Source organism: Brevibacillus laterosporus LMG 15441, assembly GCF_000219535.2.
GTDB lineage: Bacteria > Bacillota > Bacilli > Brevibacillales > Brevibacillaceae > Brevibacillus_B > Brevibacillus_B halotolerans.
Genome location: NZ_CP007806.1, coordinates 3256877 through 3281450, shown reverse-complemented (window position 1 = coordinate 3281450; position 24574 = coordinate 3256877). Strand labels below are relative to the sequence as shown.

24 protein-coding genes are annotated in these 24574 nt (G+C 37.5%); 14 read left to right on the top strand and 10 right to left on the bottom strand.

Annotated elements, in window-relative coordinates:
- Window positions 1-47: 47 nt before the first annotated feature.
- The 4 genes from BRLA_RS24280 (at window position 48) to BRLA_RS24275 (ending at window position 2727) form a co-directional block, all read left to right on the top strand.
- Window positions 48-203 carry a hypothetical protein gene (locus tag BRLA_RS24280; RefSeq protein WP_003335923.1) on the top strand — a complete coding sequence of 52 codons (156 nt, stop codon included), beginning with the start codon at window positions 48-50 and terminating at the stop codon, window positions 201-203.
- Between the two features lie 290 nt (window positions 204-493).
- Window positions 494-1651, top strand: a complete 1158-nt coding sequence (locus BRLA_RS14065; RefSeq protein WP_041752225.1) for a DUF3900 domain-containing protein — start codon at window positions 494-496, stop codon at window positions 1649-1651.
- 54 nt (window positions 1652-1705) lie between these two features.
- Window positions 1706-2557: a DUF1444 family protein gene (locus tag BRLA_RS14060; RefSeq protein ID WP_003335925.1), complete on the top strand. Its 852-nt coding sequence runs from the start codon at window positions 1706-1708 to the stop codon at window positions 2555-2557.
- Between the two features lie 5 nt (window positions 2558-2562).
- On the top strand, window positions 2563-2727 hold the full coding sequence (locus tag BRLA_RS24275; RefSeq protein WP_003335926.1) for a hypothetical protein: 165 nt from the start codon (window positions 2563-2565) through the stop codon (window positions 2725-2727).
- 140 nt (window positions 2728-2867) lie between these two features.
- Here the strand turns inward: BRLA_RS24275 and BRLA_RS14055 are convergent, their stop codons facing one another.
- From BRLA_RS14055 to BRLA_RS14035, 5 genes are all read right to left on the bottom strand, one after another.
- Entirely contained in the window at window positions 2868-3983 is a 1116-nt protein-coding gene (locus tag BRLA_RS14055) for a DUF2515 family protein (protein ID WP_003335927.1), read from the bottom strand.
- Window positions 3984-4112: 129 nt separating this feature from the next.
- Window positions 4113-4562, bottom strand: coding sequence for a DUF441 domain-containing protein (locus BRLA_RS14050; RefSeq protein ID WP_003335929.1), 450 nt, complete (start codon window positions 4560-4562; stop codon window positions 4113-4115).
- Window positions 4563-4588: 26 nt separating this feature from the next.
- Window positions 4589-4897 carry a DUF1811 family protein gene (locus BRLA_RS14045; protein ID WP_003335930.1) on the bottom strand — a complete coding sequence of 103 codons (309 nt, stop codon included), beginning with the start codon at window positions 4895-4897 and terminating at the stop codon, window positions 4589-4591.
- A gap of 353 nt (window positions 4898-5250) precedes the next feature.
- Entirely contained in the window at window positions 5251-6015 is a 765-nt protein-coding gene (locus tag BRLA_RS14040) for a cell wall hydrolase (protein WP_003335931.1), read from the bottom strand.
- Between the two features lie 641 nt (window positions 6016-6656).
- Window positions 6657-7346 (bottom strand): peptidylprolyl isomerase, encoded by a 690-nt coding sequence (locus BRLA_RS14035; RefSeq protein WP_003335935.1) that lies wholly within the window; start codon window positions 7344-7346, stop codon window positions 6657-6659.
- Between the two features lie 460 nt (window positions 7347-7806).
- Here BRLA_RS14035 and BRLA_RS14030 point away from each other — a divergent pair, with 460 nt between their 5' ends.
- The 5 genes from BRLA_RS14030 (at window position 7807) to BRLA_RS14015 (ending at window position 12092) form a co-directional block, all read left to right on the top strand.
- Window positions 7807-9081 (top strand): XRE family transcriptional regulator, encoded by a 1275-nt coding sequence (locus BRLA_RS14030; protein WP_003335936.1) that lies wholly within the window; start codon window positions 7807-7809, stop codon window positions 9079-9081.
- A gap of 15 nt (window positions 9082-9096) precedes the next feature.
- The gene (locus tag BRLA_RS24005) at window positions 9097-9243 is read left to right on the top strand and encodes a hypothetical protein (RefSeq protein ID WP_154071880.1); all 147 of its coding nucleotides are present in this window, start codon (window positions 9097-9099) and stop codon (window positions 9241-9243) included.
- A 258-nt stretch (window positions 9244-9501) separates the two neighbouring features.
- On the top strand, window positions 9502-9702 hold the full coding sequence (locus tag BRLA_RS23320; RefSeq protein WP_003335937.1) for an aspartyl-phosphate phosphatase Spo0E family protein: 201 nt from the start codon (window positions 9502-9504) through the stop codon (window positions 9700-9702).
- A 117-nt stretch (window positions 9703-9819) separates the two neighbouring features.
- Window positions 9820-10521 carry a hypothetical protein gene (locus BRLA_RS14025; RefSeq protein WP_003335938.1) on the top strand — a complete coding sequence of 234 codons (702 nt, stop codon included), beginning with the start codon at window positions 9820-9822 and terminating at the stop codon, window positions 10519-10521.
- An 872-nt stretch (window positions 10522-11393) separates the two neighbouring features.
- Window positions 11394-12092 (top strand): hypothetical protein, encoded by a 699-nt coding sequence (locus BRLA_RS14015; protein WP_003335941.1) that lies wholly within the window; start codon window positions 11394-11396, stop codon window positions 12090-12092.
- A gap of 553 nt (window positions 12093-12645) precedes the next feature.
- On the opposite strand, the gene BRLA_RS24750 is transcribed toward BRLA_RS14015, so the two are convergent.
- From BRLA_RS24750 to BRLA_RS13990, 4 genes are all read right to left on the bottom strand, one after another.
- On the bottom strand, window positions 12646-13332 hold the full coding sequence (locus BRLA_RS24750; RefSeq protein WP_003335942.1) for a hypothetical protein: 687 nt from the start codon (window positions 13330-13332) through the stop codon (window positions 12646-12648).
- A gap of 176 nt (window positions 13333-13508) precedes the next feature.
- Window positions 13509-13988, bottom strand: coding sequence for a CBM96 family carbohydrate-binding protein (locus BRLA_RS14000; RefSeq protein WP_119912751.1), 480 nt, complete (start codon window positions 13986-13988; stop codon window positions 13509-13511).
- Window positions 13930-14313: a hypothetical protein gene (locus tag BRLA_RS13995; RefSeq protein ID WP_003335945.1), complete on the bottom strand. Its 384-nt coding sequence runs from the start codon at window positions 14311-14313 to the stop codon at window positions 13930-13932. Before BRLA_RS13995 ends, BRLA_RS14000 begins: the two co-directional genes overlap by 59 nt.
- 16 nt (window positions 14314-14329) lie before the next feature.
- Window positions 14330-14857: a hypothetical protein gene (locus BRLA_RS13990; RefSeq protein WP_051876122.1), complete on the bottom strand. Its 528-nt coding sequence runs from the start codon at window positions 14855-14857 to the stop codon at window positions 14330-14332.
- 351 nt (window positions 14858-15208) lie between these two features.
- Here BRLA_RS13990 and BRLA_RS13985 point away from each other — a divergent pair, with 351 nt between their 5' ends.
- The gene (locus BRLA_RS13985; RefSeq protein WP_003335947.1) at window positions 15209-16369 is read left to right on the top strand and encodes a flagellin N-terminal helical domain-containing protein; all 1161 of its coding nucleotides are present in this window, start codon (window positions 15209-15211) and stop codon (window positions 16367-16369) included.
- Between the two features lie 142 nt (window positions 16370-16511).
- On the opposite strand, the gene BRLA_RS24745 is transcribed toward BRLA_RS13985, so the two are convergent.
- Window positions 16512-16769: a hypothetical protein gene (locus BRLA_RS24745; RefSeq protein ID WP_003335948.1), complete on the bottom strand. Its 258-nt coding sequence runs from the start codon at window positions 16767-16769 to the stop codon at window positions 16512-16514.
- Between the two features lie 1237 nt (window positions 16770-18006).
- Between BRLA_RS24745 and BRLA_RS13975 the strand changes: the two genes are divergently transcribed.
- From BRLA_RS13975 to BRLA_RS13960, 4 genes are all read left to right on the top strand, one after another.
- Window positions 18007-19140 carry a flagellin N-terminal helical domain-containing protein gene (locus tag BRLA_RS13975; protein WP_003335951.1) on the top strand — a complete coding sequence of 378 codons (1134 nt, stop codon included), beginning with the start codon at window positions 18007-18009 and terminating at the stop codon, window positions 19138-19140.
- Window positions 19141-19532: 392 nt separating this feature from the next.
- Complete coding sequence (locus BRLA_RS13970) at window positions 19533-20696, top strand: flagellin N-terminal helical domain-containing protein (RefSeq protein WP_003335952.1); 1164 nt, start codon at window positions 19533-19535, stop codon at window positions 20694-20696.
- Window positions 20697-21318: 622 nt separating this feature from the next.
- Window positions 21319-22482, top strand: a complete 1164-nt coding sequence (locus tag BRLA_RS13965; RefSeq protein WP_003335953.1) for a flagellin N-terminal helical domain-containing protein — start codon at window positions 21319-21321, stop codon at window positions 22480-22482.
- 603 nt (window positions 22483-23085) lie between these two features.
- Window positions 23086-24252, top strand: a complete 1167-nt coding sequence (locus tag BRLA_RS13960) for a flagellin N-terminal helical domain-containing protein (RefSeq protein ID WP_003335955.1) — start codon at window positions 23086-23088, stop codon at window positions 24250-24252.
- Window positions 24253-24574 lie beyond the last annotated feature (322 nt).

Here is a 24574-nt window from a genome sequence, read left to right as displayed (position 1 = left end):
TTAGTAGGGTACAAACATTCCTTATTAACGGAAGGTGGGAAGGGCTTGTGCGTAAAAACCGACTGTATGAAGAAAAGCTTTTGGTAAATGGGCAGATTGGTGGCGAGCGGTTATCCAGTCAGGAGCGCCAAACATTGCAAAGAGAAGCTCAGGAATTAAAAGAGCTAATGGAACAAGCAAAGCAACAAGAGATTGTCGAATAGGGTCCACGTTAAAAAGAGCGGCTTTTTTAGCCGCTCTTTTCGTTACTACAAGGTTATAGCTGGTTATTTTGGACGTTTAGATAGCAAATAGAATAAAAAACAAAAACTGACCCCAAGAATAATGATCCAGATAATACTAGTAAAAGGTAAACTGCTCAATGTTTTCTCTCCTCCTAGGGACTAACCTGCTCATGAAAATTGCTCCTCATCTCCAATGTAAGCAAATCATCTGTTATAATCAAGTTCTGATAGCTAGAACGCGGGAAATAGAGAGAAGGAGAAACATTTTTATGAACTTTAGTATCGATTGGCTTTCCTTTTTTGTATTAGAGCAGATTGATGATGAGGGAACGAAGCAGGTACGCATGTCTAAAATTCTTTCCCATAATGAATATGAACAAAGCGAACTAAAAACATTCCTTGACGGAGAATTTACCAAGATTGCTAAACGAAAAGTAGAAAAAAACCCCTTACATGATGCGGCGGCAACGAAATTGGGGCAATTTATCCTAGAGCCTGGACATCCGCTAGATTCAAATCCGAATTATGGGTTGTTTAAACGTTTGCTGCATTCCACAGCTAAGGAAGATATCAAATCGCATTCGCTAGACCTTCTACAATCGTATGTCAAAACACCACAAGTTCGCGGTGGCGTACTCATAATCGTCAAAGCCAAGCTAGACAAGCTCGACGATTCATTCTTATTTCTGTTAAAATGTGACTTTGAGCAAAAAACAGCGGTGATCACGGATGAAAACAGCCTGATATCTAATGTGGAAATGGCCATTAATGCAAAAAATATCAAATCAATTATGTACCCCTTCATGGAAGAAGAAGGTATGGTAGATATTTATCATGTGAAAATTCATCAGTTCTCCCATGCTCGCTATTTTGAAGAATTCCTCAAATTTATCGAGTATCCAAGAACGATCACAGAGATTGTCTCTCAAGAAGTTATCTCGCTTGCAAAACAGCATATTGAATATACTTATCCAGAAGATTCACCACAGCGTCAGCAGGAGGAAGAAGAAATCGAGCTAATAGCTACGAGTCCTAAACGGGAGCTGGCTGAGAAATGGGAACATGAGACTGTCATGGAAGCAATGAACATCATTACGGAGCACCAACCTGAGATCGAACTGAAATTTAAATTGGATCACCTACAGGTAAGAGCAATGCTGTCCGATTATGGCACACAAATGAATATTGCCAAAGTGAATGGCCGTTATGTTGTTGTCTTAGAGGGAGATGTGCTGCAATTTGAGAAAGGCTTCTCTCCTGTGGAATTTTTAAAGCCTAAATCTCTTCATGAGCTAGTAGATGACATTGAAAGAAGGGCTAAAGAAGCCGCCATTCATCCTGGATACCAAGGAAACAGCGCTGAAGAAACCTCTAGTATGGAAGTAGCATCAGCACTAGCACCTTCAGAAGATACTCCACCTTGGTAGGAATGATTTTTTAAAAGGCAATGTAAAGTAGCGATCAGACAAAGAGGTGAGTAGATGAGCTACAATCATGATCAAGAACAAAAACACAATCTAAAAGGCCGTGAATCCATTCAGAAGCGTGTAAAAGAATTATTGGAGAAAGAATTACCCGAGGGCTGGAGATGTCTTTTAGACGGGGAGCACATTAAGCTACAAGCTGTTATAAAAGAGGAGATCCATGAGCGTTCCATTTCTCTACAAGCCTTATATAAGCAGGTGGAAGCTCAGCCTGACAACCGTCGTGAACTTTTATATCGCTATGTACAGCATATCATGGCAGCGGTAAAAGGAGCTACAGATACGAGTAAGCTAGAGGGTAATGAACAGAATGTGTATCCAGTGTTGCGCCATTCATCTTTCTTCGATCATCCTAGAGCAAAAAGCTTAATTACCCATCCCCATACAGCAGAAACCACAATTGCCTATGCATTAGATCGCGAGGATGGATACATTCTACTAGATGAGAAAATGCTACAGCAGGCTGGATGGACCCAGGAGAAACTCCATGACCTTGCGATGGATAATCTTGAGGCATCTCCTTATACCATGAAAAGCGATCAGGTAGGAGAGCATGTGCTTTATTTTCTCAATGCACAAGACGGATATGCGGCGAGTCGGATTTTATTGCCCGGCATCCTACATGAATTTGAGGGGAAAAAGAAAGGAAAGCTACTGGGAACCGCTATTCCTCACCAGGATGTCATGATCATTGGCGATCTAGCAAATGATAAAGGCGCACAACTATTAGCTCAAGTAACACACCATTTCGCAAGTAAAGGTGACGTGCCAATATGTCCGTTACCTTTCATCTATCAACAAGGGGAATTAGAGACCTACCTAGTCGTCAGTCCTAATCAGAAAGGATAAGAAAAATGCTAACGAAAATTGAAAAAGAACTACTAGAAGAATGCATGGATGATTTATATGCTGATTATAGCGATTATAAAAAAAGCTTGAAGCCAGGACAAGAAATGAACGCAACTTATAAGACGTTTATTAGCATCACGAAAAAATTGGGATTGACCCAGCCTAAATAAGCCAAAGCAATACAGCGGGATGACAAGAGGCTTTACTCATTTTTTTAGATAAAGCCTTTTGTCACAAGGAGAGCAACCTATCGTCAGGTTGCTCTCCTTTTTTGTGAAATAGCTATCGTTTGGTAACGAATGTGGTTTATTTATTTTGAAAAATTACGATCTTTTGTAATGGATTGTAGCCATTGCTTTATTTTCAAAAACGGAGCAAACCAATGAGTGCCTTGTTTGATCATATCCAATGCTGATTGATATTCAGACTCTCCTTCTACTGGTAATAGTTCCCCTTCTTCTAATTTATCGTACCAGGACATGTCACAAAACCAGTCTATTCCCCCGGCATTCTTATGGCGAACGGGTAACCATACTTGTTGTAAACAAGGACTGTAGGCTGGGAAGGGTTCATCAGTGGCAAAGGCAGAAGTACGTATGTTTTCTTTCGTAGAAGTAAATCGATGGGGCCAATAATCAGCCCTTGAGCCTGTATGCGTAACCTCTTCGCAAAAACGACAGATAGCCTTCAAACGTTCAGGATTCGCAAATAGATAATGATATAAGGTTTTGCCGATCTGAATACGGCTGGATAGCTTCTCAAAATGTGTTAGATTAAGCACTAGCATTTTATCGTAGGCATTGCTGCACGAGATTTGGTAAGGGAATAGGACTTGTTGCAAGGAAAGCATTTCGGGTAAGGTAAAATCCAATCGTTTTAATACATGTGTGACAAAGTGGGGATGGGTAATGACTCGCTGATGAATATAATTTTGCTCATTAATAATGAGAGCCCAGGTAAGTCGTCTACGTTCATCTTTTAGAGATGGATCAAAAGGACTCCATGCTTTTCCTTTGAATTGGGATATTCTCCGCCAAAATTGAGACCAGATTGGAATCATAAATGCAGAAACCCCAAGCTCAGGGAGCCAGGTTGAAAAATCCTGCGAATGTTTCTGCATGGCTGCATATAGCAATAGCTGGGGATAGGCGTCTTGGAATATAAGCCAGTTACATCGCTCCAAAAAGATAAAAAAATCCTCTATTTCTTGCTGAGGTAATATTTTGGGCAACCATTCCCCGTGTAAATCGGTCATTTGCCAACCGCCGTTACGTGAGACTAGATGAGCTAACAGTGCCCAATCTATCTCAGGATAAGCCTTATAAAAGGAGTGATAAGCATTCGTGCGGGTAATATTTGTGGCATTGGCTTCCTTTACCTGATGACGAATGCTTGCTAGGATTTCTATTTTTGAAAAAGCAGACATGGCAGTGTAAAAAATCCTTTCTTTTACAGATACCTATTAGCCTATCCTGTTTGCAGGAGAACATGCAGCAAATGCAGTAACTAGAAAAACAGCCTCTCACCCGTATGGATGGAGGCTTTGTTTTTATGCTTATTTTGGTAGAACCTGAAATAACATCGAAACGATACCAGCAGCGATTAATGGTCCCACAGGAACCCCTTTAAATAGTGATACCCCAATAATTGTTCCTACTAATAAGCCTGTAACAATGACAGGATTCGCTGACATGAGGCCTGCACCTCGTCCCCCTAAGTAAGCAACAAAAATTCCCACCGCTACAGCTAATAACGATTGCCAGTGGGTAAATGTACTCCAAATCATTTGCGGTGTAATTTTTCCACTAGCAAGCGGAGTCATGACGCCAATTGTTAAAATAATGATTCCAATATGCAAACCGTTTTGTTCTAAAAACGGAAAAACACGCTCTAATTGTAATAAACGCACAAACAGTAAAAAAGAAACAGCAATCGCTACTGCATTATTACTACCTACAATTGACAATCCTAGCAATAACAATAGAAGTAAACTGGTGATGTCCATGATGATAATCTCACTTTCCCCGTAAATTATTCTTCTAGCATGCCGACTGGAAAACCCACGGCTTCTGCCTCTCTGTCATGTTGAAAGGTTCCCCACGCAAAGACACCATTAAAATACTCGATGATAAAAGGCTCTTGTTGTCCGTGTACCTTATAGCATTTCCCAATACGGAATTCTTTGGTACCTAGATAATAGGATTTTGCCATGAAAAATTTTTGTTCAAGAATGCCAATGCTTACCTGATCGTTTTGTCTTTTTTTCTCATCAATATGTTTCCGAAGTGTTTCCATTTCCTCTTGTAGTTCTGCTAAGGTAAACTGGCTGTATAAACGCATATTCTGCCTCCCCTATACTTGACTCCTGCTTCAATTTATCTTTCTAACTCTTTATTGTAACAAGAAAAAAGAAAAAGCGTGAGCCAAAATGGTAAAAAAAAAGCACTCATTCGTCATAGAATGTGTGCAGAGAATATGGGGGTTTTGAGAAGGAATACTTACAAATCGATTGATCCGCTCTCACCCGAATAACCGAATATGTGATAAGTACTCTGAAGAATAAGCCTTCAGAATCCAACTCAAATTTGAAACGACTGATTAGGCCTTACTATATCAAACAAAAATAAATTGGAAATAAAGGTAAAATAAAAGAAAAATAAAATCATCTGATGTCACATGTTGCTCCTATTTACCTAAACAGCAAACACATGATTATCAATCACGACAGTTGTTGTCCGGCTAAAAATCCACCTAGAAGTAGAGATATCTGGATTGTAAAAATACAGTGCTCCACGAGAAGGATCATCTCCAAATAAAGCATCTCGAACAGCTAGTTGAGTTTCTTTGTTTTTAGCACTGGATAATCGTCCATTTTGAATAACGCTAAATGCATTACGAGCAAAAATGACGCCTTTTATCGTATCAGGGAATTGCTCTGATTTCACTCGATTTAATACAACGGCTGCTACGGCAACCTTTCCGTCATAGGGCTCACCACGGCTTTCCGCATAAACTAGACGTTCTAGCATGTCTATTTCCGCGGAAATAGAATTACTTTTTTGTAACCGGGCGAACGTTTCTTCATTAAGTAGTCCGGTTACCGGGAGACCTTTTAAGCGTTGAAAAGCGGCTACTGCTTGTCCTAATTGCTCACTTGACCGACCGTCAATCGGCCCCTGATATAGCCCTGCTTTTTGGAGCTTAGCTTGCGTTTTCTGAATGTTTTTCTGATTACTGTCTGTTTGCACCTCTTCTACAACTTCCACGTTTGCTGGACTTTGTTGAGGAGCAAAAGCCACGGGAGCGGCTTGCTTTTCTGTCTTGTTTGCAGACACGGGTTGGATGGCCGGAGCAGCTACACCGGCTGGTGTAAAGAAAAATGCAATAGAACTAACGCTTGCTAAAAGGCTAATGTGTAAAGCCATACGTATCAAAGGTAATGTCCTTATTGATTGCAAGAGAATGCCTCCTTTAAAGTTCGAATGGGAGCTAGACTAGTTCACCACACGTCAAATTTGGCAATTTTTTCATGTAATAGAAAAGGACGTAGAGGTAAACGCCCTTTTGTTTTTTGTCCTCAGTTTATGCCGATGAGTCTTTTGATCTTCAATCATTCTAGTCGTAGGCAAAAGACTAGGACAATAGTAGGATATTGGAAACCGATTTGGGAGGAAATGCATGAAAAAACGCATAGGGATATAGAAATGGAAGAAGTTTTCTCTTGTGGGGGGAGCAGTAGGCAGTGAGAAAGAGAAGGCTTTTAGTAGGTACAGTCGAATAAAAGCGCAATGGAACAAGGAATGAAGGGAACAGAGGTGAGTGGGAAAGTATGAGTTAGCCAGCTAGAAAACAGAATTGAACATGATCAAAAAAAGCAGAAATAGACAGGGGAGGGAGGAGAACAAATGGTTCACTTTGCCACAAATGAACCCGAAGATTGGCTATCATACCTCTAATTCCCATGGGAAACGTATGAAATAAACTGGAAGAATGGGGATGTATACGACGCTGTATATGTAGGTAGCAAAAATAGATGAAAAAGGAAAAAGCCCTTGAGTCATGCCAAAAGGCATTCCAAGGGCTTGCGGTTTCCTTATGTTTATTTTTCTGTAACGGTGATCTTTTGTATGGTAATGGTTTCAGTTGGCATACTGTATTCACCAAATGCATTTGCTTTGACAGGTGTAGCGGCAATTTTGTCGATGGTGTCCATACCTGCTGTTATTTTGCCGAATATTGTATAGTCTGGTCGAGCCTCCAAGTTCTTTACATCATCTCCAGAACCAATGAAAAACTGGCTTCCATTGGTATTTGGCCCCGCATTCGCCATTGCTACAACACCTTTATCATACGAGTGTCCATTCATTAATTCATCTTCAAAGGAATAACCAGGACCGCCTGTTCCATCTCCCTTTGGATCACCAGTTTGAATCATGAAGCTCTGGATGATGCGGTGAAATGTTACACCATCGTAAAAATGATAGTTTGCGAGGAAAACAAAGTTATTGACGGTTTTAGGAGCGTCTTTTGCAAACAATTGGATGGTAAATGACCCTTTGTTCGTCTCTACAACGGCTTCATAATTTTTGTTTGGATCAATCTTCATTTCAGGAGCCTTATCATATTGTTTGCTAGGCTTTTTAGCGGTTTCCTCCTTTTTGTCTGAAGGAGCGGGTTGCCCGGAAGCAGCGTTATTTTGCTGTTGATCAGGAGCAGGAGCTGTTTTTGTCCCACAGCCTGTTACGAGAAGAGCGAAGCCTAATAATAGTGCGATCGGTAGACGTTTCATACTGATCCTCCTTATTTTTTCTTTATTGTAACAGACAACCCATGGAGAGGTGAAATGATGGTAGCTAAATCTCAATATACACAAAATGAAGCTGATAACTGGCTTGAAAGTTATAAATATATAAACTATTAAGTCCCTATGTAAATCAGATTTTCAGTCATGCTGTGTAGATTTTCAATTTTTACTTCTAAGACTTGATTACTGGACATGGTAAAAGTTCAATTCAACGTAGAGTTATATGAAGCAAGTGCATATTAATTAACTCCCTTTCCAGCGAATAGGAGTAGATTTATAAGGTTTTAAATTTAAAAAACCACCTTTCTTGTTGTAAAAAATATAAAAATTATTTAATCCAATAATTTTTATTGTTATTTACAAAAATATACAATATAGTTAGAGTCAAGTTAAGATTGATAAAGGAATCAATGTAATTATTTATAAATTATGGAAGGGGATTGGCATGGTTGACAGTCTAACTTTCACAACATTGGGGGAACTGATAAGAGGGAAAAGAGCAGATATGGGCTTGAGTTTGTCGGAACTAGGGAGAATGACAGGAATTAGCAAAGGGGTCTTATCGAAGATTGAAAACGATGAAACAAAGCGTCCAGAGTTGAGGACTTTGAAGCCTATCGCAGATGTTTTAGATATCCCATACGAACAAATCATTGAATGGTATATCAAATTAGAACATCGGGCTGAAGTTTTTGATGATTTTTTATCATTATGCATTGAACTTTCGAATCCTACTTTGATGGCTAAGGTTGCTATAAAATTTCTTGAAAATTCCAAAGAGGATACATTTGCATTATTAGAACATATAAATAAACTTGCTAATAAAACTGTAAACAATGAAATTAGACTGTCGCTATACAATACAATTATTAAATATGCAAGAATACACGGCATTCCTATGTACATAGCAAAATCGTCATTACAAAAATACCTAATTGAAAGACAAGATTTTAAAACTATGGAGGAATCATTTAAAATTGGTGAAGAGGTTGTTCACTATGCGGATTTTTTGACTGAAGAGGAGCGGATCATTTTATATTTTAGAATGGCGCTTCAAGCATATGCTATAAAAAAATACGAAACATGTATTGAACTATGTCAAGCTGGAATTACTCTTGAAAAAAAAGATACTGAGCTGAAGGCTAGAGCATATTTAGCTATGATTAACTCATATTCCGATTTGGGCGACTATTCCACAGTAGAATTACACCTAGAGATTTTTAAGGGGTTTAAGCATAATTTTGTTGCGGAAGCAACAAAACTAGAAAGCGCAATCGTAAAATCGAAAAAGAAAGAGTATGATCAGGCTATCCCGTTACTAAAAGAATCTCTACAAAATATTAGCGAGCACGCTCGAATACATGTAGTTAATGAACTACTAGAAATATATTTTGAATTAAAAGATATAGACTCTGTTTCTGAGATATTCGCAAATGAAAAGAGTTTACTGTTTAGTACCTCGACACCATATAAACTAAATTCACTTGGTAGGTACTATTTGTTCAAGGGTAATTATCAAGTAAGCATGGGTTTATTCGAGGATGGTATAATTAGTTACACTGAAAGTTTGAAAGCATATGGAGAGGTTAACGCATATCAAGAAATTGTAAAATGCATGAATGAAATACTTTCAAATCACTCTTTGCGTTCTCAATCGGAATTATTGTTCGAAAAGTTAAAAAAGGTATATAATGGGATTGAAAGCAATAAAATGAATTAGGAAGGAGAGGCTTAAATGAAAAAATTAATATCAATATTAACGTTGGCTTTGGCTATAATTTGTTTTATTTCTACAGAATCCCCTACAAGCGATAGTAATGCTACCACAAAAAAAATTGGGCTTTACACTATACAGCAGAATCATTATGATCCCGGCTATTAACACCAATAATTGGTGTTCTTTTTTTTAATCAACTTTTGTCGTAATTTGTAAAACGTTTCAAGTAAATGGAATTTAAAGCAAAAGTTAGAACAGGATGGAAAATAATACTCAGGAGGAAGAAAGGAGGTGCTACCTTTAGTCTATATCCATATGTCAACTAAAAGGAGCGTTCCCGTTAGTTTGCAGACAATCGGAACGCCCCCACCTTGAGCAACAAAAAATGTTACTCAAACTCATTTTACCACTCATCTACAGAATGTGAAAACAGAAAATTCTCAACTAGGAAATGACTTACAAAAAAATATTGAACTCCTCCGTCAAGAATTAGAGATGTTGTATTTCAAAGAAGGCTCATTTTCAAGTCCAACAGTGTTGCAACTGAGTCAGCAACTAGATGAATACCTTGTTGCATATCAAAAAATAACTATCGGTTATTCAATATTAAAGGGTATTAATTGATGACTGGAAGGGAAAAGATTTGAACGTTTCAGCGTGTTAGTACTGACAACTAGACCTCCAATAAGTTTATTGTGATATTCATAAAAATACGATAATTTTGAAAGAGGTGTATTTATTTTGAAAAAATCGATTTTTGTTGCTCTCTCCTTGTCAATTTTCACATCTTCATTGTATTTTGTAGTCCCTACTTCTGCACACACAAGCAATATTAAACAAGCTACAAATAAATTGAATTTGCCCAATGAAACTGCTGAAAAAATTCATGAAATAATGGAATCTGAAGATGCAAAACTACTTTTTAAGGGATTGGACGATTATAAGCAGTATTACTCCGTAGGTAATAAGGGGTACTACTTTACAGATAAGGCTAGAGAAAATATTCCAACAGAAACCTATGCATTAATGGAGGATACATTTAGACAAGCAAATAAATTAATAAAGGAAAGAGTAATTAGCGACAAGCCATCCAATGAACTATCTCCGTCTGCTATTCCTCCAGAGCATGAAGATTCAACTAAATATCAAGGAAAATCAAAGCAAACATATATATATGATAACCCTAATTGGGATGTCGGTCTCTGGTTTTACGCAAATGATGATGATACTAGGGCAGTTGTTGATGTTTTAATTGTTGCCACTGGAGTTACTGCTGTAGCTTCTGTAATTTTGTCATTATTTATGGGTCCTCTTCCTGCTGCTTCATCTGCACTATGCAGTGCTATTGCTGGAACTGCGGCTTCCCTAGTTTCTAACAAAAATAAAGGAAATGGTGTTATTTTTAGAGTATACAGTGGCGGTTTTATGATGAAATCTAGATAAAAGAGAGGCGATCGTCATGGCAAATAATTATATTTATATCGCATTTGGTTTAATGCTTATCACTACTTTATACGATATCTTCAAAAACAAATGGATATTCAAGCCAATAAATGGCGGTCTGCTGTCTGGTTTAATCTATGCAATTGACACAAGATACTGGTTAGTTAGTTTGCTTCTGTTATTATTTTTTTACGGGTTTGGGTTCTGGAGACTAAAGATAAAAGCACAACATAATTTCCAAAAAAAAGGTTAGCGAGAGGTAACTCGCCTCGAACTGCTATTTCCCTCACTTCAATTTCAGATTTTTCTAAAAGGAGTTGAGAATGCTAGTTTGGGACGATGATAGATGTCGAGAGAAGGAATTTAAATAAAACGGGATGTTCCCATATGCTCTCAGAAAGCTTAGGAACACCGCGACATTCCAAGCATTTAAAAAATGCTCCATTCAAGTCTATCATGCCCTTGCGTTCAAAGGGGAAAAAATTTTTTATTGGAAAAGTAGTTATCGAACATGTGGATAAGCTGTACGGGAAACTTTACGAAACCCAGTAGGGGGAATAATTAAAAAGTCGTTTTTCAGCTATTCATTGAAGACCTCCTAGGAGGTTTACAACATGTTAATATGAGACAATTCATTTCCTTTAGTCGAAAATGAAATCTCTAAAGAAAACGAAAAGGAATCAAAACCAGACTTCGACCAAGAATCACCTGCAAACAAAATTCGTATTTCGATTAGAGCTAGGCGATGCTGGCAAAAAAGATGCTACTCCAATATAGCAATTACAACCCTACTGCTTTAAAGCGTAGATAGGAAGTTGCTCCTATTTACAACCATCTTTTACCATATTATACTAATTTGTGGAGGTAATTTTATGCGTAGCAAGTTATTTAGTTTTCTAATGTGCCTTGCCCTTGTTTTTTGTCTATCAGTAGGTGCTTCTGTTGCAAAAGAGAAGGAAAATCCACTAGCTACACCTCAGAATTATGCAGAATATCTTGCAAACTATGACAAAGCAGAGGCATTAAGATTAGGCGTTGACCCTGCATATATAACACAAGCTGTACAGGATGCTAAAGATGCATTGGAAGATTTCCAAGCAATGTCAACTGAGAATCAGAAAAAATTACTAGACTACATGCAATCTCCAAAAATGTTGGAACAATCATTTACAAATGCAAAAGTCGAAAAAGTCCAAAAGCAAGAATTGATTTCTGATTATGCTATGCAACCACAAGCCAGCACGAAACGTGTTAGCCATGAATACAAAATGACTCTGCTGGGTGTTGATTGGACAATCTATGTTGTAGACGGCAAATATGAATATGACAAAAAAGGAGCAACAAAAGAGTTAGGTGCATCTGGTTATGTCAAGAAAAATTTGAATCCTTTGGTTCAGACTTCGAAAACATCTGAATATGATGAAGTAATTGGTGGTACTTATTATGGGACTGCTGTATTTGATTATAAAATCGGCCCATTAGAGGGGTTAAGTTATCAAATTGGCTCTGCCTACTGCCGAGTGACAGGAGATGAGAGTGGTAAAACTGGTGGAAGAGGATGGACAGAGTAGCAAGGAGGTTGTCGTGAGTAAGAAACTGAAAATCGTACTGTGGTCAATTGCAGGGGTAGTTGTTTTATTTAGTGCAATCGGAGTGATTACTTTCATGCAAGGTAAAGCGTAAAGTATATAAAATGAGGCGGGTATAACTCTTGCCTCATTTTATTTGAAAATATGTATATTTACAATAAAACCCTTCTTTATGGATTTGATGGCGGTTTAGACTTTAAGATATGTTCAGTCTGCTCTTTGTCAGTGTAAACTCCATTATACCATTTTCTTTGACTGTTATATATCCGATTGATTTCTCAGAGAAAGAGTATACCAAGGATTTATACTAACACTAGATAATCCCTATTAGATTAAAAAATCGAGGTGCGTCAACACAAACGGTTTTTTTAATAGATTATCTCTTTATAAAATTAAATTAAAACACAAAGTAAGGTCGCTTAGCTTCCAGGCCATGGCGATCTTATTTTTTTTGGTTCCACCTTACAAAATAAATACATAACCAGCATCTGCATCATATTTTAAATTCCTCACCGTAATCCTTGCATGTATGTCATTAATCCTTCTTACCCTTACTGTAACAGTAGCTGGAATTTGTACATCCCGATCCCCTAACCTTGAGTTCTGCATGTAAAAATCCTGAGTTAACTTGAATACTACAAGGGAAATCTCTAACATGTCGAACAAACATTTGACTAGTGAAAAACTTCCTTAATGGAATAACAACTGAGCCACTGAGTGTATCACTTTCTCGTTGTCGAACAATTAATGAACATGCAAGATCACGATTTCTTTCCTTTTTCTCAATACTCAAGGTAGCTGGTAAATTCTTTACATAAGCAACTTTAATGTTTGAACGTAGCTGTTTATTACGTGCTTTCTTCTCAATGCTCAGATTAGAGAATAGCCCTTGATGCTTTACTATACGTACAGTTAATGAAGCATCTAACTGACTCATACGTGACTTTTTTTCGATTGTTATAGAGCTTAGTAAAGATGTATCTTCTAATCGTCTTACAGTAAGTTCAGCAGGAATTGTAGCTTCTCTGGACTTTTTCACAATAGACATGAAAGCAGACATTGAATTGTTTCGTTTACCTACTACATCCAATGAGCAACTTAAATCGGTATCTACTGCTTTTCTTAAAATGGATACCTGTGCAGCTAAGTCTTTTGCTTTGTATTTGCTGTTTACATTGATGGAAGCTGTTAGGATGTCCTCACCGTTAGCACGAATAGACAAGGTTGCTGGAAGCTTGCCTAAAGCTAAATTAGATATGAGCTTATAAAACCCTACTTCTAATATAGGGGGAGTTGATGATTCTTTGGTTTGTAATTGAATAGTTGATTGCTCATTTTGTTCTTCTGCAAATAAAAAAACACCATGATTAGGTGTTTTACCTTCATACCATTCTTTAACTACGTAAAGACATCAATTTCAATATATCCATCAGCATGAGTAATGTACTTCTCAGCTATCTTTCTACCTTGAGGTGGTTGATTACTCCATGTTAGGTCATGTTCTCGCCAATCATCGAGAATTTCAAACAAAGAAAGATTAATGGGTGAATCTAGGTATCCACAGTATAGTTTTAACTTGGCTCGCTTTAATTCTTTCTCTTTGGATAATTTAGATAAATCAAATTCAACCAATCCACGAAAACGCTCTGTACTCCAAGAACTTTTTTGTTTGAAAATGCAATTTACAAATTCGAAACAGTTAATGACTGTATTTTGACTAGGATTGAGTATGATAATTGGAAATGACGCTCCGAAAGACTGATCATCAAAAACACAATTTGAGAATCTCAAATTAAGGGTGGCATCAGCTTCAAATCGCTCATAATACTGACTCAACAATGGAAGACATTGCCTTAAAAACAATACCAATAAATTCATTTAAGAAGCCCATTTTTATCCGATCATTATGAGATATTTTATAAAGATGAAAATTAACTCTCCCTAAATGTAAAGGGTGATCTGCATATGTTAATTCAATAGATGGATGTAACCCACCTTGAATCCCATTCCTCAGTTCATAATCACCTTTAGACAAAGCATATATACAAGCTTTTCCTGTGTTCGGCAGAGCAGAAAAAGCTTTGTCTATGTGTCTATATGGCTTATTTTTGCTACCATCTCCAGTAGCATCATCACCTGTTACATCAACATAGATAACGACATCAAACTCTTTTTCTTCACTTCCTATTAAAACTTTCGGCATTTAATTCATCTCCCAATTAAATTCTTGACCAGTTTCTTTTGAGGTTTGCAACCGATTCGCTTACGATTTCCCCATTACGCTTAATTCCAAGGCTACCTTGAATATTTCTATCTGCAACTAGTCGAAGAGTAAGGGTAGGGGATTGTTCAGATAATCCAATCAATACTTTTATATGAAAAGAAATATCTTCAAAAATCAATTTATGTTTATACCCAAACACATATTCTGTGATAATAGGGCTTAATTCTCCAAAGTTATTTAACAAATTTATCTCTGCTTCAGCACGTTTAAACGTAATTAAATCTTGATAAAACTCATTTTGTCCTGTTAAGAAATATTCTTTATCTCCAGTCTTATAAACAAGATCAATTTGTCCATTTCCTAATTTAAAATGACCACCAAATGTTTCATAGTAAAGTTTATGTCCATGACCGATTAGTCCAAAACGAACAACAGTTTTTTTGTCTATCGAGTAAAAATCATTTTCTTGTTTTGTATTAAAATCAAATTCTGATAGATGAGTACCATCTACGTATTCAGCCAACCATATGAACTCCCCTTTGTGGTACAGGAGAGTAGGGGATAATGTGAGATAACATTGTATTGATCTCCAAATAATTTTATAAGTGTAAACTAAAGGAAGAAATATTAACATTCTTAGTCTTTGTTTAATAAAGCTATAAAGTTTTCTGTGATGTAATCCGATACTAATCATAGTCACCTAAATCTTAGGTTTTATCTGAGCTATGCATGCTAATGGTAGCGTTACCATTAGCCGTTTGGGAGACTAAAGAAGTTGCCATTTTGAAACAACTTTATTTCAAAATAAAGCAACACAATATCATCTAGAACAAATGAATGGTTAAAAAAATGAAAAACAGGGAGGTAACAAATTATGAGAATCAATCACAACGTATCAGCACTAAACACACACCGTCAACTAGGTGTAAACACTGGCGCATCAGGTAAAAACCTAGAGAAATTGTCCTCTGGTCTTCGCATCAACCGTGCAGGTGATGACGCAGCAGGTCTAGCAATCTCTGAAAAAATGCGTGGTCAAATCCGCGGTCTAGAAATGGCTTCTAAAAATGCGCAAGACGGTATTTCCTTGATCCAAACTGCTGAGGGTGCATTGACTGAAACACACAGCATTCTACAACGTATGCGTGAACTAGCAGTTCAAGCATCTTCTGACACAAACGAAGGCGTAGACCGTCAAAAGCTACAAGCAGAGGTTGACGAATTGTCTAAAGAAATCAAACGTATTTCTACGGACACAGAGTTTAACAACCAAAAAGTATTGGATGGATCTTTCGATGACAAAACGTTCCATATCGGTGCTAACCAAGGACAAAACATAAAATTAAGCATCAATGATATGAGCAACACAGAGCTTGGTGTGAACGGACTAAAAAATGAAACAACACAAGCTGAACTTGGTGTTAAGATTACGAATCGTGATGGTGAATCAGACATTGTAATTGATGTTACTGCTAAAGCAGCTGTTGAAATCAAGGAAACTACTGCATCCATTGATAAAGATGGAAAAGTCAAATTAACTTTAGCACAAAAAGATGATGGTACAGTTACAGCTACGAAAGCAGATGTATTGGAAGCATTAAAGAAAGCTGGGTTAGAAGTTAATGATGACGGTAGTACTGCTACTGATGTAATTGCAGCCGCTGCTTATGGAAAATCGTATACATCAGCAAAAGCAGATGCAGCGAACCCAGCTCAGGTTGATGACCAAAAAGGTGTTAACATTTCTACTCAAAAAGCAGCAGACAAAGCCATCACAACCATCAACAACGCTCTTAACAAAGTATCCGAAGAGCGCTCTAAACTTGGTGCAAACCAAAACCGTCTAGAGCACACAATCAACAACTTAGGAGCAACTGCTGAGAACTTGACAGCCGCAGAATCCCGTATCCGTGACGTTGATATGGCGAAAGAAATGATGGATTTCACGAAAAACAACATCTTGACTCAAGCAGCTCAAGCAATGCTTGCACAAGCTAACCAACAACCTCAAGGCGTAATTCAATTACTTCGTTAATTTAACATTAGTAATAATGAGAAAAGACCTGACTAAAGAGTTGGGTCTTTTCTGCATCCCACCAATCAAATAAAATATCTTTTTTATTAGGTGAACGTATAAGAAACTCGAATATTAAAATTAAAATTACCAGCAGGGGCATTTAGTGGGGGGTAGCTTGAAGAATAAATTTAGCAAAGTTTGCTTTTGAATTCTCTTTAGTTCCATCATTTACAGCTCCAGCAATAGTGCCATCCTCTTGACCACTAGCCTTGATTTTTTTAGTTGATTGATTACCACCAATTGCAGTGAAATTAACTTCTGACATGGATACTACTTTAGTAGAAACCCATTTACCTGTAACAACTGGACTATTAGAACCACCCTGTGTATCTACTGTAGTAAGAGTACAGTCATTCATATCTGAGACAGCCGATGTACCACCTCTGTTATTCCAAAGTAATACTCCTAACTGTGGGGAAGTATCTCCTGCATTAATAGCTCCTATCTTTCAACCGCCATTAGCAGCTAAATCTAGTGTATTGTCCTGTGAATACCAGCTAATTAATGGTTCTGCCATATATGTAAACTTCCATTAAAATATTTTATAAAACAACATCAATTTATATTGATATGCATTCCTATAGGGGATCAAATTTATCAACCTAAGGGGTCTTATCGAAGATTGAAAATGATGAAACAAAGCGTCCAGAATTTCGGACTTCATTAATGCATACATTATATATAATCTTGTCTTTATATTTAATGTATAATTTTTATAAAAAAGAGGAGAAAATTATTGCCCTTCTGACTCTGATTATTTTCGTTTTATTGGTTATTTATATATTTTTACCTTATTAGCTAATGTCCAAAATTCCAATATCTGGTACTGGTATAAGCTATAGTCTTGACAATAAACGAATCTCAATGGAATTACTCAAGCCTTATGTAAGATCGTCCTTACTTTTCTGTTCTCAGGCGGTCTTATTTTTTTTATTATTTTTCAAGCCTTACAAAATAAATACTTAGCCAGCATCTGCATCATATTTTAAATTCCTCACTGTAATCCTCGCATGTATGTCACTAATCCTTCTTACCCTTACTGTAACAGTAGCTGGAATTTGTACATCCCGATATCCTCTAACCTTGATTTCTGCATGCAAAAATCCTGAGTTCGTTTGAATACTACAAGAAAAATCTCCAACATATCGAACAACCATTTGACCAGAGAGAAACTTACTTTATGAAATAACAACTGAGCTATTTGGTTTAATAATTTCTCGTGCCAAATAGTCAATGAACATGTAAGATTACAATCTCTTTCCTTCTTCTTAACACATATTTTACCGTGACGAAAAGCATTAGCGAATGATCACAGATCGTGAAGAGAAGGGATAACGCACGAGTAATTACTTTAATATTTAGTAAATAAAAAAATATTTGATAAAACTATAAATTTTTTTGTGATATAACCGATATTAATAATAATCACCCAAATCATGGATATTTTCTGGGCAAAATGATGGCTAAGAAAGGTATAATTATCCAAGATTTGGTTGACTAGCATCTTGAAACGATCCTATTTCAGAATAGTGCAACACTACATAATCTTGAGCAAATGGATGGTTCAAGAAGTAAAAAACACGGAGGTAGGAATCATGAGAATCAATCACAACGTATCAGCACTAAACACGCACCGTCAACTAGGTGTAAACACTGGCGCATCTGGTAAAAACTTGGAGAAATTGTCTTCTGGCCTTCGCATCAACCGTGCAGGTGATGACGCAGCAGGTCTAGCAATCTCCGAAAAAATGCGTGGCCAAATCCGCGGTCTAGAAATGGCTTCTAAAAATGCGCAAGACGGTATTTCCTTGATCCAAACAGCTGAAGGTGCATTAACTGAAACACACAGCATCCTACAACGTATGCGTGAACTAGCCGTTCAAGCATCTTCTGACACCAACGAAGGTGTTGACCGTCAAAAGCTTCAAGCAGAGGTTGATGAATTGTCTAAAGAAATCAAACGTATTTCTACAGACACTGAGTTCAACAACCAAAAAGTATTGGATGGTTCTTTCGAAGACAAAACGTTCCATATCGGTGCTAACCAAGGACAAAACATCAAATTAAGCATTAACAACATGAGTAACAAAGAGCTTGGCGTAAATGGTCTGGCTAAAGAAACAACGGCGGGTGACATCACGTTTACGAACAGAAGCGGTGATGAAGCTTTCAAAGTTGAATTTGCAATTGGAGCGAAAGGCTCTGGTACATCTGCTAAAGTTGATAAGGATGGAAAAGTAACTGTAACATTAGCATCTACAGACGGAACAAATACAACAGCAAAATTTGATGATGTATTAGGAGCTCTGAAGGCCGTAGGAGTTGAATCGAAGCTTGGCGCTGGTAAAAAAGGAAGCGATACTGCCGCTAAATTAGCAGAAACAACTATTGCTAAAGCTGCTGCTACAGATGTTGATGATACAAGAGGTGTTAACATCTCCACTCAAAAGGCTGCGGATAAAGCAATCACAACCATCAACAACGCTCTTAACAAAGTATCTGAAGAGCGCTCTAAACTAGGTGCGAACCAAAACCGTCTAGAGCACACAATCAATAACCTAGGAACAACTGCTGAGAACCTAACAGCCGCAGAATCCCGTATCCGTGACGTTGATATGGCGAAAGAAATGATGGACTTCACGAAAAACAACATCCTGACTCAAGCAGCTCAAGCTATGCTTGCCCAGGCTAACCAACAGCCTCAAAGCGTGCTTCAATTACTTCGTTAATGTATTGAGGATTATTTATCGATCGAAAAGACCTAGCGAATCAGTTAGGTCTTTTTTTTCGTTCAAAATAGAGGGCTTGATTCAGGTAATGTGTAGGATATTACATGGAAGAGTAAAAATCTAAATCAAAAGGTAAAACTATACAAAAAATTTCGATTTAAAAAATATTATATAAAACAATAAAGTTTTAAATCATATATCCGATATTAATAATAGTCGCTCAAATCATGGATTTTTTCTTTAGCATGGATGGATGCTGAAGGTAGCGCTACTATTTGGGACGACGGAAGCAGTTGCCATTTTGAAACAATTCTATTTCAAAATAAAGCAACACAACATCATCTTGAACAACATGGATGGTTCAAGATGTAAAAAACACGGAGGTAAGAATCATGAGAATCAATCACAACGTATCAGCACTAAACACACACCGTCAACTAGGTGTAAACACTGGCGCATCTGGTAAAAACCTGGAAAAATTGTCCTCTGGTCTTCGCATCAACCGTGCAGGTGATGACGCAGCAGGTCTAGCAATCTCCGAAAAAATGCGTGGTCAAATCCGCGGTCTAGAAATGGCTTCTAAAAATGCGCAAGACGGTATCTCCTTGATCCAAACAGCAGAGGGTGCATTAACTGAAACACACAGCATCCTACAACGTATGCGTGAACTAGCCGTTCAAGCATCTTCTGACACTAATGAAGGTGTTGACCGTCAAAAGCTTCAAGCAGAGGTTGATGAATTGTCCAAAGAAATCAATCGTATTTCTACAGACACAGAATTCAATAACCAAAAAGTATTGGATGGATCTTTTGAAAACAAAACATTCCATATCGGTGCTAACCAAGGACAAAATATTAAGCTGAGCATTAATGATATGAGCAATGAGAAGCTTGGTGTAAATGGATTGAAAAAAGAATCCAATGTTCTTGGTGGGGATATTATTGTCAATAATAAAGGCGATAAATTTGAAATCACATATTCTATCAATGGTGCAGATAAACCAGCAGTAGACAAAACAACTGCCAAGGTAGATAAAGATGGGAATGTAACTGTTACACTAGCACAAAAAGCAGGAACAGGTGCAGTAGGTGACATCAATGCAACAAAAGCAGATGTTTTGAACGCACTTAAGGAAGTAGGGATCGATGCTACAGCAAAAGCTGGTGTGGATTTAAGCACAAAAACGCTAACTGGTAAAACTGCTCCTACCAAAGACACCATTGCAGTAGCGAGTGAGGTAGATAATACAAGAGGTGTTAACATCTCCACTCAAAAAGCAGCAGACAAAGCAATCACAACAATCAACAATGCTCTTAACAAAGTATCTGAAGAACGCTCAAAACTAGGTGCGAACCAAAACCGTCTAGAGCACACAATCAACAACTTGGGAGCAACGGCAGAGAACCTGACAGCCGCAGAATCTCGTATCCGTGACGTTGATATGGCAAAAGAAATGATGGACTTCACGAAAAACAACATTCTTACTCAAGCAGCTCAAGCAATGCTTGCACAAGCTAACCAACAGCCTCAAGGCGTACTTCAATTACTTCGTTAATCTAACGATGATAATGATAAGAGGAGACCTAACCGAATCAGTTAGGTCTTTTCTTTTTGTATAAAAGGGTAGTTCTTAATAAAAGAGGAAAATTAAATTAGATATTAAGTTATCTAAGGGTATTTCTTTTGAAGAAGAGACAATACGAACGGAACTAGTTAGATGTGCCTTTTTCTCCGGGAGATTTCAAAGCATTACCCAACTCTTTGAATGCTGTATATTGTAGTGATTAAGAAGTTCTGTAATGATATTTCTATTTTTTGTTACGTATTTGAATCAAGTATAAGTTGATGTTAAACCCGAATGAATTGTTGAGATTTCATCATCACAACTAACCTACTTTCTACTAAAATGAAACCTCTTAACGGAACGTCGGAAAAATTTGAATAAAAAAACTTTTGGTGAACTGTAAAATTTTATGATTAATATCCGATACTAATAATAGTCACCTAAATCTTGGTTTTTATCTGAGCCATGCATGCTAAGGGTAGCGCTACTATTAGCCGATTAGGGGACTAAACAGTTGCCATTTTGAAACAATTTTATTTCAAAATAAAGCAACACAATATTATCTTGAACAAATGGATGGTTCAAGAAATGAAAAACATGGAGGTAACAAATCATGAGAATCAATCACAACGTATCAGCACTAAACACACACCGTCAATTAGGTGTAAACACTGGCGCATCTGGTAAAAACCTAGAGAAATTGTCCTCTGGTCTTCGCATCAATCGTGCAGGTGATGACGCAGCAGGTCTAGCGATCTCCGAAAAAATGCGTGGTCAAATCCGCGGTCTAGAAATGGCTTCTAAAAATGCGCAAGATGGTATTTCCTTGATCCAAACAGCAGAGGGTGCCTTAACTGAAACACACAGCATCCTACAACGTATGCGCGAACTAGCAGTTCAAGCATCTTCTGACACAAACGAAGGCGTAGACCGTCAAAAGCTACAAGCAGAGGTTGATGAGTTGTCTAAAGAAATCAAACGTATTTCTACAGACACAGAGTTCAACAACCAAAAAGTATTGGATGGATCTTTCGAAGATAAAACATTCCATATCGGTGCTAACCAAGGACAAAGCATCAAATTGAGCATTAACAACATGAGCAACTCAGAGCTTGGTGTAACAGGCTTTGAATCGAAAGAAACAGCTGTTGCAACAGATATTCAAGTTGGAAACACTTCTGAAGATACTTTTAAAGTAGAATTGAAAGCAGCAACAGTAAAAGGAAATGATGAAGTAAAAGAAACAACAGCAACAATTGATAAAGATGGTAATGTCGTTGTAACATTGAAGCAAGCTGGATCTTTACCTACAGCTGCTGGTCCAGGTGCTATCACTGCAACAAAACAAGAAGTAGTAGATGCTCTTAAGAAGATTGGTATCGAAGCTTCTGTTGCCACTGCGAAAGCTGGAGACGTACTTACTGCTGGTAGTACTACAACTATCGCTGCCGCTACAGACAAAGATGACCAAAAAGGTGTTAACATCTCCACTCAAAAAGCAGCAGACAAAGCAATCACAACGATCAACAACGCTCTTAACAAAGTATCCGAAGAGCGCTCTAAACTAGGTGCGAACCAAAACCGTCTAGAGCACACAATCAACAACTTGGGAGCAACTGCTGAGAACTTGACAGCTGCTGAATCTCGTATCCGTGACGTTGATATGGCGAAAGAAATGATGGACTTCACAAAAAATAACATTCTTACTCAAGCTGCTCAAGCAATGCTTGCACAAGCTAACCAACAGCCTCAAGGCGTACTTCAATTACTTCGTTAATTTAACGATGATAATGATAAGAGGAGACCTAACAATTCAGTTAGGTCTTTCTTTTTGCTCAAAAGGGTAGTTCTTAATAAAAGAGGAAAATAAGATATTAAATTATCTAAAGGTATTCTTTGGAGAAGAGATAATACGAACTGAACTAGTTCGATGTACCTTTTCTCCGGGAGATATCAGAGCATTCCCCAATTCTTTGGATGCAATATATTGTAGTGATTAAAAAGTCCTGTAATTGATATTTCTATTTTTTGTTACGTTTTTGAATCAAGTATTAGTTGATGGTAAACGAATGAATTGCTGAAATTTCATCATAAAAGCTAACCTATAAAATAAAACTTCTCAACTTTACGTTGGAAAAATTTGAATAAAAAAACTTTTAATGAACTGTAAAATTTTATGATGAATATCCGATACTAATAATAGTCACCTAAATCTTGGTTTTTATCTGAACCATGCATGCTAAGGGTAGCGCTACTATTAGCCGATTAGAGGACTAAACAGTTGCCATTTTGAAACAATTCTATTTCAAAATAAAGCAACACAATATCATCTTGAACAATTGGATGGTTCAAGAAATGAAAAACATGGAGGTAACAAATCATGAGAATCAATCACAACGTATCAGCACTAAACACACACCGTCAACTAGGCGTAAACACTGGCGCATCTGGTAAAAACCTAGAGAAATTGTCCTCTGGTCTTCGTATCAACCGCGCAGGTGATGATGCAGCAGGTCTAGCAATTTCTGAAAAAATGCGTGGTCAAATCCGCGGTCTAGAAATGGCTTCTAAAAATGCGCAAGACGGTATCTCTTTGATCCAAACTGCTGAAGGTGCATTAACTGAAACACACAGCATCCTACAACGTATGCGCGAACTAGCTGTTCAAGCATCTTCTGACACTAATGAAGGCGTAGACCGTCAAAAGCTACAAGCAGAGGTTGATGAGCTGTCTAAAGAAATCAAACGTATTTCTACAGACACAGAGTTCAACAACCAAAAAGTATTGGATGGATCTTTTGAAGATAAAACATTCCATATCGGTGCTAACCAAGGACAAAGCATCAAATTGAGCATCAACGACATGAGCAACACGGAGCTTGGTGTAACAGGCATGCAATTGAAAGAAACAACTGTTTCAGATATTAAAATTGGAAACACTTCTACAGATAGCTTTAAAGTAGAATTGAAAGCAGAAACAGCCAAAAAAAATGATGCAGTAACAGAAACAACAGCAAAAATTGATAAAGATGGTAATGTTGTTGTAACATTGGCTCAAAAAGCAGGAGATAAAACTGGTGCAGGTACTACAGGGGATATCACTGCAACAAAACAAGATATAGCAGATGCTCTTAAAAAGATCGGTATCGAAGTTTCTGTTACTGCTGGTAAAGAAGCAGATGTACTTACTGCTGGTGTTGCTGCCACAACTATCGCTGCCGCTACAGACAAAGATGACACAAAAGGTGTTAACATCTCTACTCAAAGAGCAGCAGACAAAGCAATCACAACCATCAACAACGCTCTTAACAAAGTATCCGAAGAGCGCTCTAAACTAGGTGCGAACCAAAACCGTCTAGAGCACACGATCAACAACTTGGGAGCAACTGCTGAGAACCTAACAGCTGCTGAATCTCGTATCCGCGACGTTGATATGGCGAAAGAAATGATGGACTTCACAAAAAATAACATTCTTACTCAAGCAGCTCAAGCAATGCTTGCGCAAGCTAACCAACAGCCTCAAGGCGTACTTCAATTACTTCGTTAATCTAACGATGATAATGATAAGAGGAGACCTAACGATTTTGTTAGGTCTTTTCTTTTTGTAAATGGGTACCTTAAATGATCCAAGCATACGGAATTCATTTACTATCAAAATACTTTCTACCGTGAACAAGATAATCTTGTAAGCTGTGCTTATTACCATCTAAAAGAGTTTGGTGATGTTGTAACAGAGAATGACTATATAAAAAGAACAAAAGAACTAGGGGAGCTAGAAGACTGGTATTGCTTTTCCTCGCTTGTGGCATTGCCGAGGGTAAGGACACACCTTCTGCTCTTTCCTTATGTAGAGCAAGCCATTCCTAAGG